General features: G+C 72.8%; 15 protein-coding genes. 7 read left to right on the top strand and 8 right to left on the bottom strand.

Going from position 1 to position 15,999, the window contains the following annotated elements; genetic code table 11:
- Positions 1–173: 173 nt before the first annotated feature.
- Both ABT297_RS20370 and ABT297_RS20365 read right to left on the bottom strand, forming a co-directional pair.
- Positions 174–1,892, bottom strand: a complete 1,719-nt coding sequence (locus tag ABT297_RS20370) for an MFS transporter (protein WP_350551710.1) — start codon at positions 1,890–1,892, stop codon at positions 174–176.
- Between the two features lie 42 nt (positions 1,893–1,934).
- Positions 1,935–3,266: an extracellular solute-binding protein gene (locus tag ABT297_RS20365; protein ID WP_350551707.1), complete on the bottom strand. Its 1,332-nt coding sequence runs from the start codon at positions 3,264–3,266 to the stop codon at positions 1,935–1,937.
- Between the two features lie 113 nt (positions 3,267–3,379).
- Here ABT297_RS20365 and ABT297_RS20360 point away from each other — a divergent pair, with 113 nt between their 5' ends.
- Complete coding sequence (locus tag ABT297_RS20360; protein WP_350551705.1) at positions 3,380–4,510, top strand: diguanylate cyclase domain-containing protein; 1,131 nt, start codon at positions 3,380–3,382, stop codon at positions 4,508–4,510.
- 3 nt (positions 4,511–4,513) lie between these two features.
- Here ABT297_RS20360 and ABT297_RS20355 read toward each other — a convergent pair whose 3' ends face one another.
- A complete protein-coding gene (locus ABT297_RS20355; RefSeq protein WP_350551702.1) occupies positions 4,514–5,878 on the bottom strand; it encodes a DNA polymerase IV in 1,365 nt (454 codons plus the stop codon).
- A 286-nt stretch (positions 5,879–6,164) separates the two neighbouring features.
- Here ABT297_RS20355 and ABT297_RS20350 point away from each other — a divergent pair, with 286 nt between their 5' ends.
- Genes ABT297_RS20350 through ABT297_RS20325 form a run of 6 tightly spaced genes read left to right on the top strand, consistent with a single transcriptional unit; the run spans position 6,165 to position 11,261 of the window.
- Entirely contained in the window at positions 6,165–7,388 is a 1,224-nt protein-coding gene (locus tag ABT297_RS20350) for an ABC transporter substrate-binding protein (protein ID WP_350551700.1), read from the top strand.
- Positions 7,389–7,419: 31 nt separating this feature from the next.
- A complete protein-coding gene (locus ABT297_RS20345; RefSeq protein ID WP_350551697.1) occupies positions 7,420–8,295 on the top strand; it encodes an ABC transporter permease subunit in 876 nt (291 codons plus the stop codon).
- A 19-nt stretch (positions 8,296–8,314) separates the two neighbouring features.
- Entirely contained in the window at positions 8,315–9,265 is a 951-nt protein-coding gene (locus ABT297_RS20340; protein ID WP_350551695.1) for a branched-chain amino acid ABC transporter permease, read from the top strand.
- On the top strand, positions 9,258–10,058 hold the full coding sequence (locus ABT297_RS20335) for an ABC transporter ATP-binding protein (protein ID WP_350551693.1): 801 nt from the start codon (positions 9,258–9,260) through the stop codon (positions 10,056–10,058). The genes ABT297_RS20340 and ABT297_RS20335 overlap by 8 nt, the downstream gene beginning before the upstream one ends.
- Positions 10,045–10,764, top strand: coding sequence for an ABC transporter ATP-binding protein (locus ABT297_RS20330; protein ID WP_350551690.1), 720 nt, complete (start codon positions 10,045–10,047; stop codon positions 10,762–10,764). Before ABT297_RS20335 ends, ABT297_RS20330 begins: the two co-directional genes overlap by 14 nt.
- A gap of 59 nt (positions 10,765–10,823) precedes the next feature.
- Positions 10,824–11,261 carry an RDD family protein gene (locus ABT297_RS20325; protein ID WP_350551686.1) on the top strand — a complete coding sequence of 146 codons (438 nt, stop codon included), beginning with the start codon at positions 10,824–10,826 and terminating at the stop codon, positions 11,259–11,261.
- 6 nt (positions 11,262–11,267) lie between these two features.
- Here ABT297_RS20325 and ABT297_RS20320 read toward each other — a convergent pair whose 3' ends face one another.
- The 5 genes from ABT297_RS20320 to ABT297_RS20300 all read right to left on the bottom strand — a co-directional run bounded on the left by ABT297_RS20320 (position 11,268) and on the right by ABT297_RS20300 (position 15,986).
- Positions 11,268–12,242, bottom strand: a complete 975-nt coding sequence (locus tag ABT297_RS20320) for an acyl-CoA dehydrogenase family protein (RefSeq protein ID WP_350551683.1) — start codon at positions 12,240–12,242, stop codon at positions 11,268–11,270.
- Between the two features lie 11 nt (positions 12,243–12,253).
- Positions 12,254–13,408 (bottom strand): acyl-CoA dehydrogenase family protein, encoded by a 1,155-nt coding sequence (locus ABT297_RS20315; protein ID WP_350551680.1) that lies wholly within the window; start codon positions 13,406–13,408, stop codon positions 12,254–12,256.
- A complete protein-coding gene (locus ABT297_RS20310; RefSeq protein WP_350551677.1) occupies positions 13,398–14,258 on the bottom strand; it encodes an SDR family oxidoreductase in 861 nt (286 codons plus the stop codon). Before ABT297_RS20310 ends, ABT297_RS20315 begins: the two co-directional genes overlap by 11 nt.
- Positions 14,259–14,394: 136 nt before the next feature.
- Positions 14,395–15,249, bottom strand: coding sequence for an LLM class F420-dependent oxidoreductase (locus tag ABT297_RS20305; RefSeq protein WP_350551674.1), 855 nt, complete (start codon positions 15,247–15,249; stop codon positions 14,395–14,397).
- A 68-nt stretch (positions 15,250–15,317) separates the two neighbouring features.
- Positions 15,318–15,986, bottom strand: a complete 669-nt coding sequence (locus ABT297_RS20300) for an SDR family oxidoreductase (protein WP_502885603.1) — start codon at positions 15,984–15,986, stop codon at positions 15,318–15,320.
- Positions 15,987–15,999 lie beyond the last annotated feature (13 nt).

Raw genomic sequence — 15,999 nt, 5'->3', positions numbered from 1 at the left:
AGCGATCAGCGCAGGAGAGGGCAACACCGTTCTTCGGCCGTACTCCGGCCGTCTTCACCTGCCGGACGGAGGCCTGCGTCGCCGTTCGAGCTTCCATCGTCGCCACTGGCGACTGGCCGTTGAAGGCAACCCGAACCGCGGAGTACCGGCCGTGGTGTGCGTCCCCCTCCGTGTCAGGTGCAGTCGCAGTCCAGGCAGAGCTGCTCGTCGTGGACGTGCTCGTCCGCGTGGATGTACGCGCCGCCGCGCAGCAGGGAGACCACCGCGCCGGCGGCGGACAGGGCGGCGGCGAGCACGAAGACCACGACGAGCCCCTGGTGGAACGGGCCGGCCAGCACCCCGGGCAGGTAGGTGCGGGCGGCCAGCGTCGCCACCGTGGCGGCGGGCAGGGAATGCAGCACCCCGGCGGCGTTCAGCAGGGCGGCGAGCGGGTTGTACCCAAGGAAGGCGGCGAACATCATGCCCACCGGCGGCACGGCCGTGACCCGGTCGATCGCCGGCCCCGGGACGCCCTCGGCGGCCAGGGCGCCGTGCAGCGTGGCCGGCAGCGAGTCGGACAGCCCGGCGATGAGCAGCGAGAAGAACAGCCCGATGGACAGCACCATGCCGGCGTTCTGGAAGGTGGCCCGGATGCCGGACGCGACGCCGCGCTGCGCCGCCGGTACCGCGTTCATCACCGCGGTGGTGTTCGGGGCGGAGAACAGCCCCGAGCCCACCCCGTTGAGCAGCAGCAGGACCGCGAACGCCGGGTAGTGGAAGTCGACCGGGATCAGCAGCAGGCCGACGAAGGTCAGGGCCATGAGGACCAGGCCGCCGGTGGCGAAGAGCTTGGCGCCGTACCGGTCGGACAGGTGGCCGGAGACCGGGCCGGCCGCGATGAAGCCGATCGTGAGCGGTAGCAGATAGATGCCGGCCCACAACGGGGTCTCGGCGAAGTCGTAGCCGTGCAGGGGCAGCCAGATGCCCTGCAGCCAGATGATGAGCATGAACTGCAGCCCGCCCCGGGCGATCGCGTTGAGCAGCGCGGCGGCGTTGCCTGCCCAGAATGCCTGGATGCGGAACAGCCGCAGGTCGAACATCGGCTGTGGCACCCGGGTCTCGATCGCGCAGAAGGCGACCAGCAGCGCGCAACCGGCGGCCAGGCCGCCGAACACGAGCGGGTTGGTCCAGCCCTCGGTGTGCCCGCCGTACGGCTGGATGCCGTACGTCATCGCCGCCAGCAGCAGGGTCAGGCCGGTCGCTAGGGTCACGTTGCCGAGCCAGTCGACCCGCACGTCGTGCGGCGGCGGCGCGGTGACGCGCAGGTTGCGATACGCCCAGAGCGCGCCGGCCGTGCCGACCAGGACGCTGACCCAGAAGATCGCCTGCCAGTGCCACGCCGAGAGCAGCCCGCCCAGGACGAGCCCGATGAAGCTGCCCGCGAGGCCGGCGACCTGGTTGACACCGAGCGCGGTGCCGCGCTGCCGCGGCGGGAACGCGTCGGTGATGATCGCGGTGGAGTTGGCCATCAGCATCGCGCCGCCGACGCCCTGTACCAGGCGCCAGCCGATCAGCCACAGCGCCCCGGCGCGCCCGCCCGCCGGGGTGAGCGCCAGCGCGACCGAGGCGGCGGTGAACACGACGAAGCCGGCGCGGAAGATGCGCACCCGCCCGTACATGTCGCCGAGCCGCCCGAGGCTGACCACCAGCACCGCGGTGACGAGCAGGTAGCCCATCAGCATCCACAGCAGGTAGCTCACGTTGCCGGGGGCGAGCGGGTCCAGGTGGATGCCGGTGAAGACCGCCGGCAGCGAGATGATCATGATGGAGCTGTTCACGGTGGCCAGCAGCATGCCGAGCGTGGTGTTCGACAGCACCGACCACCGGCTGGGAACAGGTGCAGCACCCGGCATGACCCACTGGCTACCCCCGGGTCGCCGCAGTACGCGGCACGGCTATCGGCCGATGCCCGTCGCGTTCTTGTCCTGCAGCGCGGTGTCGATGTCGGCCGTGGTCCTGGTCAGGATCGCCTGCACCCGCTCGCGCGACAGCGCGCCCGGTGCGCGCCACAGCTCGGCGAAGTCCTTGGCGATGACGGTCTCCACGGTGATCCAGGCCGGCACCGAGGGGTACGTGCGGCCGTGGTCGATCATCTCGCGGAAGGCGTCGTACGCCGGGTCGGTCGCCAGCCTGGTGCCCGCCACCGCCTCCGTGCGCGGGGGCCAGAAACCGGAGTTCACGGCGTACCGCTGCTGGCTCTGCTTGCCGGTGAGGAACCGGACCCACTCGAAGGCGGCCTGCGGGTGTTTGGCGTGCTTGAGGATGGCCAGGTTGGACCCGCCGAGGAAGCCGAAGCGGCCGTTCTTGCCGGCGGGCATCGGGGCCGTCGCCCAGCCGGCCTTGAGACCCGCGCGGTCCGGGTCGTCGAGGAAGTCCGCGACCGCCTGGGAGCTGTCGATGGTGACCGCGCCGGTCCCCGCGGCGAACGCGGCCGGGATGTCGACGGAGGACAGCGGCATCGCCTTCGGGTCGTCGTACAGCGCGACGAGCCGCTGGTAGTAGCTCACCGCGTCGACGGCCGCCGGCTCGGCCAGCCGTGACCGGGTGCCGGACTCGTCGAGCAGGTCCCCGCCGGCGCTCCAGATGAACGGCGCGATGTTGTGGATGGTGCCGAAGGTGTTCTGGGTGCCGATCGCCAGCGGCTGGACCGGGCCGCCGGAGTCCTTGATCTTCTTGAGGGTGGCCTCGAAGGACTCCCAGGTGGCGAACGCCGTGGACGGGTCGATACCGGCCTGGGCCAGGACATCGGTACGGTAGAGCAGCGCCCGGGCGTCGACCAGCCACGGCAGCGCGGTGATCTCGGCCGATCCGGCACGGTGGCTCGAGCTCCAGCTGGCGGCCGCGAATGCGTCCTGCCCGCCGACCGCGGCGATTTCGGCGGCGGTGTAGGGGCGCAGCGCGCCGAGCGCGCTGAACCCGCCCACCCACGTCGTGCCGAGTTGCGTGACGTCCGGGCCCTCCCCACTGGTCGAGGCGGTGCTGATCCGGGTGAGCGCATCATCCCAGCTCACCCGCACCGGGTTGACGGTGATGTTGGGGTGTGCGGCGTGGAACTCCTGCGTCTCCTTGATGACGGCCTGGTCCTGGATCGGGCCGCCGGCCGGCATGTACCAGAAGTCGATCGTGACCGGCGGCCGGTCCGCGGCGTAGCCGAGGGTCGCCGGTGCCGTGCCGACGGCGGCGCAGCCCGTCATGCTGAGCGCGGCGACCGCCGCGAATGCCATCATCCTGTACACGTCGCTGTTATCGGCCGGCCGTTCGGCGGACTGAGCGCAAATTCCCGAAGTTCCGCCGCGCGTTGCCGATAGCGAAGGGCATGCGTGAGGGAGGGCCACCCGGGTTGAGCTGGCGATGGCCGCGGGTGCTGGCGGTCGCCGCGCTCCTGCTCGGCGGCGCCACGTTCGCCAACGTCGCCCTGCACGGTGCGAGCCGCCAGCACGAGGTGACCCGCTCGCAGCTCAGCGAGCTCAACATGCTGCTGCACGAGGAGAGCTCGCTGCAGTGGAAGACGCTCGCCGACCGCAACTCGCCGGTCCGGGTGGCCCGCGAGCTGGGCAGCATCCGGGCCCGGGAGCGGGCCATCCTGCGGACGCTGACGGGCGCGGGTGACCTGGACAAGCAGATCAGCGACTACCACGCCGTGCTGGACCGGGAGCTGGGGCTGCTCGGCGTGGGCAAGACCGAGGAGGCGCTGGCGCTGGAGCGCCGCGAGACCGACCCCCGCTTCGCCCGGCTCAACATCGCGCTGCAGCGACTGGAGAACGAGGCGGTCAACGCGGCCGACCGGGCCAACAACGTCGCCGACCTCGCCCTGGGTATCGCCATGGCCGCCGCGGTCGCCGCGATCGGCTTCCTGCTGTTCCGGTTCGAGCGCGAGCACCGCGCCACCCAGCGGGCCACCGAGGAGCTGCTGTACCAGCAGCAGGTCGCCCTGGACACGCTCGCGGAGCACGAGGCGCTGGTCCGCCACCAGGCGTCGCACGACCCGCTCACCAGCCTGCCCAACCGCCGGGCCCTGACCGAGCTGCTGGGCTCCCGCGGCTGCACCGCCCTGCTGCTCGTCGACCTCGACGACTTCAAGCCGGTCAACGATCGCCTCGGCCACGCCGCCGGGGACGAGCTGCTCGTCGCGGTGGCCGGCCGGCTGCTGGCGGCGGCCGGCCCGGGGGACACCGTGGTCCGGCTCGGCGGCGACGAGTTCGCGGTGGTGGTCGCCGCGGGGGACGCCACCGCCGCGGTCCGCGTCGCACAGAACGTCGTCGCGGCGATCGGGGAGCCGTTCGCCGTTGCCGGCACCCGGGTGCGCATCGGCGCGAGCGTCGGCGTCGCGGTCGACGACGGGACGGGCGACGACGGGACGGGCGAAGGCACCCGGCTGCTGCGCGAGGCGGACCAGGCGATGTACCTGATCAAGCAGGCCGGCAAGGGTGGCTACGGGGTGTACGGGCGCGGCAGTCTCGCCGCGGCCTGACCGTCAGGTCCAGTCCGGTGGGTCGGCGGGGTGCAGCCGGGGGTCGTGGGCGGCGAACGTGCGCACCGGGCCGGGGCCTGTGCGGGGGCCCTCGAAGCGGACCGTGACGCGGTCGAGCCCGCTGCCCCAGACCCAGCCCGGCCCGTACTCGTCGTGGCGCACGTCCGCGCCGGTGCGCCATCCCGGCGGACCGGCCGGGCCGGGCTGCTCCGGCTCGGCCGGCGCGTCCGGTGTGCCGGATGCCGGCGCCTCCGTCGCGGGGGAGGCCGGCGACGGCTGGGGTGCCGGGGGCTCGAGCAGGGAGAGCAGGTCGTCCTGGGCGAACTCGGACAGGCCCGAGACGCCGACGCCGAGCAGACGCAGCCCGCCGGTGACGTCGATGTCGGCCAGCAGGCGCCGGGCGGCCTGCAGGATGCTCTGCGCGTCGTCGGTGGGCTGGGCCCGGGTGGTGGACCTGGTGATGGTGGTGAAGTCGAAGTAGCGCGCCTTGAGCGTGACGGTGCGGCCGGACAGCCCGGCGGCGCGCAGCCGGCCGCCGACCTGGGTGGCGAGCAGCCCCAGTTCGGCGGCGAGCCGGGTGCGGTCGGCGATGTCGGCGGCGAAGGTCTCCTCCGCCGAGACCGACTTGGTCTCCCGCTCGGCGACGACGGGCCGGTCGTCGTCGGCGTGCGCCAGCCGGAACAGGCCGGCACCGTGGGCCTGGCCGAATCGGTCGACCAGGTCGTCCCGGCCGACGGCGGCGAGGTCGGCGATGGTGTGCACGCCGCTGCGGCGCAGCCGCTCCGCGGTGGCCGGGCCGACGCCGGACAGCCGGGTCACCGGCAGCGGGCCCAGCAGGTCGCGCTCGGTGCCGGGCGCGACGACCGTCAGCCCGTCGGGCTTGTGCAGGTCCGAGCCGATCTTGGCGATGAGTTTGGAGGTGCCGGCCCCCACCGAGCCGGTGACGCCGCCCGTGGCGGCCGCGATGCCGGCCTTCAGCCGGATGGCGAGGGCCGTGACGCCCGCGAGCGTGAGGTCGTGGTCGCCGGCGGCCAGGTCGACGTACGCCTCGTCGATGGAGACGGCCTCGACGAGCGGGGACAGCCCGGCGAGCAGGTCCATGACGACACGGCTGGTGGTGCGGTAGGCGGCGAAGCGCGGGGCGAGGAACGCGGTGCCCGGCGGGCACCGTCGCCGGGCCTCGGCGACCGGCATCGCGGAGCGAGCGCCGTAGGGTCGGGCCTCGTAGGACGCCGTGGCCACGACGCCACGCCCGCCGATGCCGCCCACGACGACCGGCCGGCCGCGCAGCGACGGCTTGTCGCGCTGCTCGACGCTGGCGAACATCGCGTCGAGGTCCACGTGCAGGATGCTGGCCGTGTCCCGCACGCGGTACCTCCGTCCTGGCCGTCGCCCCGAACGGTAGCGCTGTCAAGTGGCCCGGTAGCAAGAAGGCCGGCAGGCGGACCGGAGTGCCCGAGTCCGGTCTGTTTCGTGACGCCCCAGCTCAGGTGCCTGATCGTTGACGATTCTGTTACGTCCGCGTGTCCGCTGTGGTCCTTGACACGTTCGTCGGCCGTCGCCAAGATGTATAAACCAAGCGCTTGTTAGGTTTTGAATCGAGCGACAATTACTCCCAAAGCTGGCGATTCGTATAATCCGGACAGGGGTACACATGGGCGTTTCAACGACGAGGTCTCGTCGTATCGTCGGCTGCCTGGCGCTCATGGCGCTCGCGCTGGCCGGCTGCGGCGGCAAAACGGCTGACGAGAAGCCGAACAACGGTACGGCCACCGGCGCTCCCATCATCATCGGCCTGGACGAGGACAGCACCGGCCCCGGCGCGTCCTACAGCACCATCGCCGGCAAGACGATCCGCCTGGCCGTCCAGGACATCAACAACAAGGGTGGCGTCCTCGGCCGGCCGCTGCAACTGGTCGTCGAGAACGATGAGTCCGACCCGACCAAGGTGCCGGCCGTGCTCCAGAAGCTCGCCGGCCAGGGCGCGAAGGTGCTGCTCCTGCAGAGCGGCACAGCCGCCGTCATGCAGGCGAAGTCGACGCTCACGCAGCTCGGCCTGCCCGCCATCGCCCCCACCGGCGTGATCGCCACGCTTGTCCAGCCGCCGGACAACGAGCTCATCTACATGCTGGCCAACACCACCACGGACTGGGCCGATGTCTACTGCGGTGCGTTCAAGGCGGCCGGCGTCAGCAAGCTCGGCGTGCTCACCGACGACACCACGACCATCGCCGGCCTGAACAAGGCCCTGTTCGCCGGCATGAGCTGCGTGGAGTTCGTGGCGACGGAGAAGGGCGCGTCCAACGCCAGTGACCTGTCCGCCCAGGTCGCGCGGCTCAAGAACGCCAAGCCGGACGCGGTGCTCGTGACCAGCGTCGGCGGCGCGTTCGAGGTGCTGGCCCACAACACGCTGGGCACCCAGATGGCCGGCACCAAGCGGTTCTCGCTCGCGTCCATCGGCAACCAGCCCGCGTCGTGGAAGCTCGCCGCCCCCGGCGCGCTCAACGGGCTCATCTTCATGGGCTCCATCAACACCGAGAACCCGCGCACGAAGGAACTGGTCAAGCTGCTGCACGAGAAGAACGGCAAGGACTACGACATCACCGCGTACGACGCGCAGGCGTGGGACGCCGTGCATCTGCTCAAGCACGCCATCGAGAAGGCCGGCGGGGTCGACGACTCGAAGAAGCTCAACGAGGCCATCCAGAACATCAAGGGATACCCGTCCACGTTCGGTCAGGCGAACTTCACGCTGAGCTTCGGCGCGGACAAGCACCTGGGCGCGGACGGGCCGTGCGGCCTGTCTCTCGTCGAGTTCGGCTCGGATAACAAGCCGAAAGGTCCCTGGGCGACCTACCAGCCCCCGTGTAGCAAATAACCCAACCAGGTAACGGCAAGGAGACGACGTCGTGGGCCAGTTGCAGCTGTGGTTGTCCGCGCTGGAGATGGGGTGCTTCTTCGGCCTGCTCGCGCTGGCCTACTACCTGGTGCTCGTCGGGGCGGGGTTCTTCAACTTCGCCATCGGCCCGTACGCCATGGTCGGCGGCCTCTGCACGTCCTACCTCGTGATCCACGAGGACGTGAACGTGTGGGCCGCCGCCGGGGTGGCGGTGCTTGTCGCCGCGGCCCTGGCCGTGATCACTGAGCTGGCCGTGGTGCGGCAGGTGCAGCGCCGCTCCGGCCGGGGTGAGCTGCCCGCACTGGTCGCGGTGGCCGCCGTCCTGTTCGCCATCCAGCAGCTCGGCGGCTACCTCTTCGGCTACACCACGCTGCCGGGTCAGAACCTGCTCACGTTCGACCCGGTGGCGATCGGCGACATCGTCGTGCCGCCGAGTGCCGTGCTGCTGCTCAGCTTCACCGTCGTGGCGTTCGCCGCCGCCGCGCTGTGGATCCGCTACACCCGGACCGGCCGGCTGCTGCGGGCCGTCGGCGACAGCACGCACGCCGCCGGACTGCTCGGCCTGCCGGTCAACCGGGTCCGGCTCATCGCGTTCCTCGTCTCCGGGCTGCTGGCCGGCATCACCGGGCTGCTGTTCGCGCCGAAGGCGGGCGTCAGCTCGCTGTCGGGGCTCAGCTGGGCGCTGTCGGGCTTCCTGGCGATGGTGGTCGGCGGCACCGGGTCGGTGTGGGCCCCGCTCGTCGGCGGCCTGCTGCTGGGCCTGGTAGAGGTCTTCGTTCCGTACTACTTCGGCGGCCAGTCCCACGTCTACGGGCTGCTGCTGGTCGCCCTGCTGTTCTTCGCCTTCAAACCCAGCGGCTTGTTCGTGCGAAGGATCCGAGCGTGACTTGTCCGGAGGACCAAACATGAAACGCGTTCCCGGCTCCATGGGCCTGGTCTGCGGTGTGGTGGGCGCGGCGCTGATCCTGCTGTGGGTTGGCGCCGACGGCTACAAGCAGACCCTGATCACCACCACCGCGACCTATGCGCTCATCGCGCTCGGCATGTATGTGCCGTACCTGATGGCCGGCTCGCTGTCGATGGCCTACGGCGCATATGCGGGCATCGGCGGCTACGCCGTCGGCCTGATCTCGGCCCGCTCCGGCCTGCCGCTGATCCTGGCCTGGGTCGCCGGCCCGGTCGTCGCGGCTGCCCTCGCCGTGCTGCTCGGGCTGGCCACCCGGCGGCTGTCCGGCTTCTTCCTGGCCGCCGTAACACTGCTGTTCGGCATGGCCTTCACCGCGCTGCTGGTCGACGCCGAGGGCCTCTCCGGCGGCTCCGCCGGCCTCGGCTCGCTGCGCAAGCTCAACATCCTCGGCTGGGAGCCGACGCACTACCAGATCGTCGTCGGCTCGGTCGTCGTCGTGTGCGTCATCGCCTTCCTGCTCGACCGGCTGCGGATGTCGCCGTGGGGCGTCATCGTGCGCACGATGCGCGACGCGCCCCGTGCCGTCGAGGCGGCCGGCGTGCGGGTGCCGGTCATGAACCTCGTGGCGCTGGCCATCGGCGCCGCGATCGCGGCCGTCGGCGGCGGCCTGTTCACCTACTCGGCCGGCAGCGTCACCCCCGACACGTTCACGCTCAACCTGGTGTTCCTGGCCATCTTCATGCCCCTCATCGGCGGCTCCGCCACCCCGTGGGGCGCCGTGCTCGGCGCGGTCATCGCCGTCGAGCTGACCCTGAACTTCCCGGTGATCCAGACCAGCGGCACGCTGATCCTCGCCCTCGGGGTGCTGGTCATCCTGCTGCTCGCGCCGCAGGGTGTGATCGGCTACGCCGCCCGGCTGGCCCGGCTCGTGGGAGGACGACGTGGCTGAGACGCTGCTGGTCGGCGAGGGCCTGACCAAACGGTACGGCGGGGTCACCGCCCTGCAGGACGCCTCGTTCTCGCTGTCGGCGGGCGAGATCCTCGGGCTCGTCGGGCCCAACGGCGCCGGCAAGACCACCCTGGTCGACCTCATCTCCGGCGCCCAGCCGGCCACGGAGGGCACGCTCACCCTGCGCGGGCAGCCGCTGTCCGGCCCGGCCGCCCGCCGCGCCAACGCCGGCCTCGCCCGCACGTTCCAGTACCCGCAGCTGGCCCTGGAGCTCACCGTCGCCGAAAACCTGCTGCTCGGCCGCGCCGCCCGCCGGCACGGGACCGTATGGCGGATGATCGCCGGCGCGTTCGCCGGCGCCTTTCACCCGCACAGTGGAGCCGACGCCGAGGCGGTGCGGGCGCTGGCCGACGAGCTCGGCATCGACCGCCTCGACCGCCCGGCCGGCGACCTCTCCCTGGGCGAGCAGCGCCTCGTCGAGGTCGGCCGGGCGCTGGGCCAGGACCCCCTCGTCCTGCTGCTCGACGAGCCGTTCGCCGGCTCCGACGCGGGTGGCGTGCACGGCATCGTCGAGGTGATCCGCACCGTCCAGCGCCGCGGCCACGCCGTCATCCTCGTGGACCACAACGTCGACCTCGTCGCCGGCCTGGTCGACCGCATCATGCTGCTGGACCGCGGCCGGGCGGTGTTCGACGGCGACCCGCGCGAGTGCCTCGCCAGCCCGCAGATGCAGCAGGTGTACTTCGGCATCACCGACGCTTCGGAAGAGGACGTGCCGCATGTCGTCTCATGAGCTGCGCCTCGAGGGCCTGACCGTGCGCTACGGCCACGCCAGCGCCGTCACCGGCCTCGACCTCACCGCGCCGGGTGGCGTCGTGACCGCCCTCGTCGGCCCCAACGGCGCCGGCAAGAGCAGCGCCCTGCTCGCCGCCTACGGCTCCGTCGCCGCCACCGGCCGGGTCTTCCTCGACGGCGAGGACGTCAGCCGGCTCAAGCCGGCCGCGCGGGCCCGGGCCGGCATCGCCGTGGTACCGCAGGGCCGCCAGCTGTTCCCGAAGCTCAACGTCGCCGACAACCTGCAGGTGATGGCCGAGCTGCTGCGGCTGCCCCGCTCCGCCGTGGACACCGCCATCGACCGCTTCCCGATCCTGCGCACCCGGCTGCGCAGCCTGGTCGGCGTGCTCTCTGGCGGCGAGCAGCAGATGCTCGTGGTCTCCCGCGCGCTGATGGGCTCGCCGCGAGTGCTGCTGCTCGACGAGATGATGACGGGCCTGGCCCCACTCATCGTGCAGGAGTTGCTGCGCACGGTGACCCAGCTGGCCGGCGAGGGCGTCGCGGTCCTCATGGCCGAGCCCGCCCTGGGCGCGGTGCGCGGCGCGGTGGACCGCGGCTACGTGCTGGTCCGCGGCGAGACCGTGGCCGTCAGCGAGGACGGCGGCAAGGCGCTCGACGCGGCGTACCAGGCGAAGATGGGGGTCCTGAAGACCGCCGCCCACTGAGTGCCGGACCCGCCCGATGGGTATGGTCATTTCGTTACCGCCCCGCAGGAGGTAGCGAAATGACCTATCCATCGAGATCGGCCGACGTCCACGTGACCGGCCGCCGCGTGGTGGCCACCATCGTCGACGCCGTGCTGCTCGGCTGTCTCGGCGGCATCGTCGCGCAGGTGGCCGGCGTCGAGACCACGGCCTCGGGCTTCAGCTCCACCCGGTTGTCCAGCGGCGGCAGCGTCCTGTGGTTCGTCCTCGTGGTGCTGTACTACGTGCTGCTGGAGGGTGTCTTCGGCCGCACGGTCGGCAAGCTGGTCACCGGCATCCGCGTCGTCGACGAGACCACCGGCGCCCCGCCCGGCATCGGCAAGGCCATCATCCGCACGCTGCTGCGCATCATCGACGGCCTCTTCGCGTACCTGGTCGGCTACATCGTCGTGCTGAGCTCGCGGCACCGCAGGCGCCTCGGCGACATGGCCGCCCGGACCCTGGTCGTGCGCGCCTGAGCCGGGTCAGGCGAAGGCCCGACCCAGCAGGAGACGGCGCAAGGCGGCCGGGTCGCCGGCGAGCAGGTGGTTGGCGGTGGCCCGCTTGAGGTACTGGTGCGCCGGATGCTCCCACGTGAAGCCGATGCCGCCGAGGAGCTGGATCGCCTCCCGCGTGACCGTGTAGGCGGCCTCGGTGGCGGCCAGCTTCGCCAGCGGGGCGGCGAGCGCGAACTCCGGCGTGCCGGCGACCCGCAGCGCGTGGCGGGCGGAGGACGTGGCCTGCTCCAGCAGCACATGCAGGTCGGCGACGCGGTGGCGCAGTGCCTGGAATGTGGCCAGGGGCACGCCGAACTGGTGGCGGGTGCGCAGGTGCTCGATCGTGGTGCGCAGCGACGCCCGGGCGACGCCGACAGACTCGGCGGCCAGCGCGGCGTGCAGCACGTCGAGGGCGTGCGCCGCGCCGCCGCGTGCGACGAGGCGGGCCGGGGTGCCGGTCAGGATCAGGGTGGCCTGGCCGCGGGTCAGGTCCAGGGTCGGCGTCGGCCGCACGACCGGGGCGTCGGTCAGGTAGAGGTCGCCGCCGGCCTCGACGACGAACACGTCGGCCAGATCGCCGTCCAGCACGTGCTCGACGCGGCCGTCCAAGATGTGGCTGTCGCCGGCCGGCATCGCGTCGACGGCGCCGCCGAGAGCGAGGGCGCCGACCGTGGTGCCGGCGGCCAGCGCCGGCAGGAGCTCGGCGGCGGCCGGCATCGCCGGGTCCAGCGATAGGGCGGCGGCGGTGGTCGACAGCAGCGGGGCGGACAGCAGCGCCGCGCCGGCCTCCTCCAGGACGATGCCGGCCTCGACCGCGGTCGCGCCGAAGCCGCCGTGCTCCTCCGGGACGGCCAGGGCGGTGAGACCGAGCTCGCCGGTCAGCCGGGCCCAGCTGTACCCGGGGGAGGCCAGGAACTCGCGGACCGAGTCGCGCAGGGCGACCTGCTCGGGTTCGAACTCCACTGTGGACACTCCTAGCGTCGGACGCGGCCGAGCAGCGCCTCGGCGATGATGTTGCGCTGGATCTCGTTGGAACCGCCGTAGATGGTGTCGGCGCGGGTGAACAGGAACAGCCGCTGCGCGTCGGTCAGCTCGTAGGGCTCCTCGCGCAGCAGCGTCGCGGCCGGGCCGTCGACGGCCATCGCCAGCTCGCCGAGCGCCTGGTGCCAGTTCGCCCAGAGCAGCTTCGCGACCGACGCCGCGGCCGGGTCCGGGTCGGTGGCCGACAGCGTGCGCAGCGCGTGGTGGCGCAGCCCCTGCAGGCCGGCCCAGGCGGTGACGATCCGGTCCGCGACGAGCGGATCGGCGAAGGTACCGTTGGCCCGGGCCCGGTCCACGATGGACTCCAGCTCGCGGGCGAAGCCGAGCTGCTGGCCCAGCGTCGCCACGCCGCGCTCGAAGGCGAGGGTGCTGGTGGCCACGCGCCAGCCGTCGCCGGGCGCGCCGACGACGTTGCCGGCGGCGGTGGCCGCGGCGTCGAAGAAGACCTCGTTGAACTCCGAGGTGCCGGTCAGCTGCACGATCGGCCGGACCTGCACGCCGGGCTGGTCCATGGGCACGAGCAGGTACGACAGCCCCGCCTTGCGCGCACCTTCGCCGGTGCGGGCGAGCACGAAGCACCAGTCGGCGACGTGCGCGAGCGACGTCCACACCTTCTGCCCGGTGACCCGCCACTCATCGCCCTCGAGGACCGCCCGGGTCTGCACGCCGGCCAGGTCGGAGCCGGCGTCCGGTTCGGAGTAGCCCTGGCACCACAGCTCCTCGGCGCGCGCGATCGGCGGCAGGAACCGGGCCTTCTGCTCCTCGGTGCCGTGCGCGATGAGCGTGGGCGCGAGCAGGTACTCGCCGACGTGGCTGAGCCGGCCGGGCCCGCCGGCGCGGGCGTACTCCTCGAAGAAGACGACCTGCTCGGCGATGCTCGCGCCGCGGCCGTACGGTCGCGGCCAGCCCAGGCCGATCCAGCCGCCGGCGCCGAGCTCGTGCTCCCAGCGGCCGCGCAGCTCGATGTGCTCGTGTTCGCGGCCGGGGCCGCCGGTGCCGACGAGGGGTGCGAACTCGCCGGTGAGATGCTCGGCAAGCCACGAACGAACCTCGTCGCGGAAGCCGGGAGCGAGGGCCTCAGGCGCCATACACGGCCGCCGGATGCGGTGCGCGGGCGAGCAGGTCGCGGACCACGGGGCCCAGCTCGGCCGGGTCCCAGCGGCGCGCGGCGTCGACGGCGGGGCCGTGCTGCCAGCCGTCGGCGACGCTCACGCTGCCGCCGGAGACCTCGAACACGCGGCCGGTGACGAAGCCGGCCTCCGCGGAGGCGAGCCACACGACGAGGGGCGAGACGTTCTCCGGCGCCATCGCGTCGAAGCCGGCCTCGGGCGCGCGCATCGCGTCGGCGAAGACCTGCTCGGTCATCGAGGTGCGGGCGCTGGGCGCGATCGCGTTGACGGTGACGCCGTAGCGGGCCAGCTCGACGGCGGCGACCTGGGTCAGCGCGGCGACGGCGGCCTTGGCGGCGCTGTAGTTGACCTGCCCGACGCTGCCGAGCAGCCCGGCGCCGGACGTGGTGTTGACGACCCGGGCGGCGGCGGGGGTGCCGGCCTTGGCGAGGGCCTTCCAGTGCGCGGCCGCGTGCCGCAGCGGCGCGAAGTGCCCCTTGAGGTTCACCCGCACCACGTCGTCCCACTCGGCCTCGGAGACGTTGGTGAGCATCCGGTCGCGGGCCAGGCCGGCGTTGTTGACGAGCGCGTCCAGCCGGCCGGTCTCGGCGACCGCCCGCTCGACGAGCGCGGCGGCGAAGTCCCAGTCGGCGATGTCGCCGGGTGCGGCGAGCGCCTTCCCGCCGGCGGTGGCGCACTCGGCGGCGACCGCGTCGAGCCGCCCGGCGTCGAGGTCGTTGAGGACCACGTGATGCCCGGCCGCGGCGAAGGCCAGCGCGTGCGCGCGGCCGAGCCCCTGCCCCGCCCCGGTGACGACAACCGTTCTCATGCCGATACCTCCGCTTCGCTCCGGCAGCGGCACGAGATGAACCTGTGCCCCTGATGAGCGGCCACTCCGCCCAGTCTGGCTCGGTGAGGCTTCGCGCTGATCGACCCAGACCAGGCGCCGCTCCGCTCCGTACCGCTCATGCCCCCAGGACCTCCCGCTGGTAGCGACGTACCTTGTCCCGCACCCCGGCCGGATCGTTCGGGTCGGCTCGGATGACGACCCGTGCGACGCCGAGCGCCCGCAGGGTCTCCAGCTCGCCGCGCTTGCCCGGTGCGCGCATCGTGATCTCGACGTCGCCGGGGTCGCGGCCGGCGGCGCGGCACTCGTCGCGCAGCGCGGCGCACAGCTCGGCGAAGGCGTCGCCGTCCACGCCGAGCGGGTACCAGCCGGCGCCGTAGCGGGCGGCGCGGCGTACCGCCGCCCGGCTGTGCCCGCCGACGACGATCGGGACGGTGCCGCGGACCGGGCGGGGGCGGCTGTGCACCGCACCGAACGACACGAACCGGCCCTCGTACCGCGCCGGCGCGCCCGTCCACAGTTCCCGCATCGCCTCGAGGTACTCGTCGGCGCGGGCGCCGCGCTCGGCGAAGGGCACCCCGAGCGCGTCGTACTCCTCGCGCAGCCAGCCGACGCCGATGCCGGCCAGCAGCCGGCCCCCGCTGAGCACGTCGACCGTGGCGAGGCGCTTGGCCAGGTCCACCGGGTTGTGCTCGGGCAGGATGAGCATCGCGGTGCCGAGCCGCAGCGTCGTGGTGTGCGCGGCGGCGAAGGTCAGCCAGTGCAGCGGATCCGGGATGTCGTCGTGCGGGCCGAGGCTCATCCGGCCGCTCGGGTCGTACGGATACGAACTGTTGTACTCGTCCGGCACGACCACGTGCTCGACGGCCCAGACCGACTCGCAGCCGAGCTCCTCCAGCAGCCGCACGAACCTCGCGATCGTTGCGGGGTCGGCGCCGCCGTTGCTCGGCATGACTCCGAGTTTCAGCTCCACGGCCGGTACTCTACCAAACGCTTGCTTGGTTATGCACCGGCCATCCGGCAGGATTTCGCCGGCGGCGGCTACCCGGCCTGAGGTTCGCCATGGGGGCGGGCCGTCTCGGAGTACCGCGGCAGCTGCCCGCCGCCGTCGACCACCAGCGACGCGCCGGAGAGGTACGCGGCCAGGGGCGAGGCCAGCAGCAGCACGGCGTCGGCGATGTCCTCCGGCGTGGCCAGGCGGCCCAGCGGCACCGTGGCGGCGACCGCGGCCAGGGCGGCCTCGTCGCCGTAGTGCGCCGCGTTGTCGTCGGTGCGCACCGCCCCGGCCGTCACCGTGTTGACCCGCACCTTCGGCGCCCACTCCAGGGCCAGGGCCCGGGTGAGCACCTCCAGGCCGCCCTTCGCCGCCGCGTAGGCCGCGGTGCCGGGCGCCGGGCGCAGCGCGGAGACGCTGCCGATGTTGACGATGAGCCCGCCACCGGGCTGGTCCTGCATGACGGCGTTGGCGGCCTGGGCGACGAAGAACGGCGCCAGCAGGTTGAGCCGCACGACCGCGGTGACGAGGTTGGGTGACGCCGTCGCCGCCGGCGCGGGCGGGGAGCCGCCGGCGTTGTTGACGACGAGGTCGAGCCGCCCGAACGCCGCCACCGCCGCCCGGACGAGCCCGGCACATGACCACGCCGCCGTTGGGGCTGAGCGTCGCGCCCACGTAGTAGTCCCCCGCGGCGGAGACGAGGAACAGCACGGTATGAGCGATCTCGGC

This window comes from Dactylosporangium sp. NPDC000555, from assembly GCF_040300025.1.
GTDB lineage: Bacteria > Actinomycetota > Actinomycetes > Mycobacteriales > Micromonosporaceae > Dactylosporangium.
The sequence above is the reverse complement of the archived record's forward strand: the minus strand, read 5'-3'. Positions and strand labels throughout refer to the sequence as shown.

Bases quoted from the DNA above. Each gene is read 5' to 3' on its own strand.
- ABT297_RS20315 (WP_350551680.1), bottom strand. From the start codon at position 13,408: ATGGCGCCTGAGGCCCTCGCTCCCGGCTTCCGCGACGAGGTTCGTTCG.
- ABT297_RS20340 (WP_350551695.1), top strand. From the start codon at position 8,315: ATGAAACGCGTTCCCGGCTCCATGGGCCTGGTCTGCGGTGTGGTGGGC.
- ABT297_RS20325 (WP_350551686.1), top strand. From the start codon at position 10,824: ATGACCTATCCATCGAGATCGGCCGACGTCCACGTGACCGGCCGCCGC.
- ABT297_RS20350 (WP_350551700.1), top strand. From the start codon at position 6,165: ATGGGCGTTTCAACGACGAGGTCTCGTCGTATCGTCGGCTGCCTGGCG.
- ABT297_RS20370 (WP_350551710.1), bottom strand. From the start codon at position 1,892: ATGCCGGGTGCTGCACCTGTTCCCAGCCGGTGGTCGGTGCTGTCGAAC.
- ABT297_RS20330 (WP_350551690.1), top strand. From the start codon at position 10,045: ATGTCGTCTCATGAGCTGCGCCTCGAGGGCCTGACCGTGCGCTACGGC.
- ABT297_RS20365 (WP_350551707.1), bottom strand. From the start codon at position 3,266: ATGATGGCATTCGCGGCGGTCGCCGCGCTCAGCATGACGGGCTGCGCC.
- ABT297_RS20310 (WP_350551677.1), bottom strand. From the start codon at position 14,258: ATGAGAACGGTTGTCGTCACCGGGGCGGGGCAGGGGCTCGGCCGCGCG.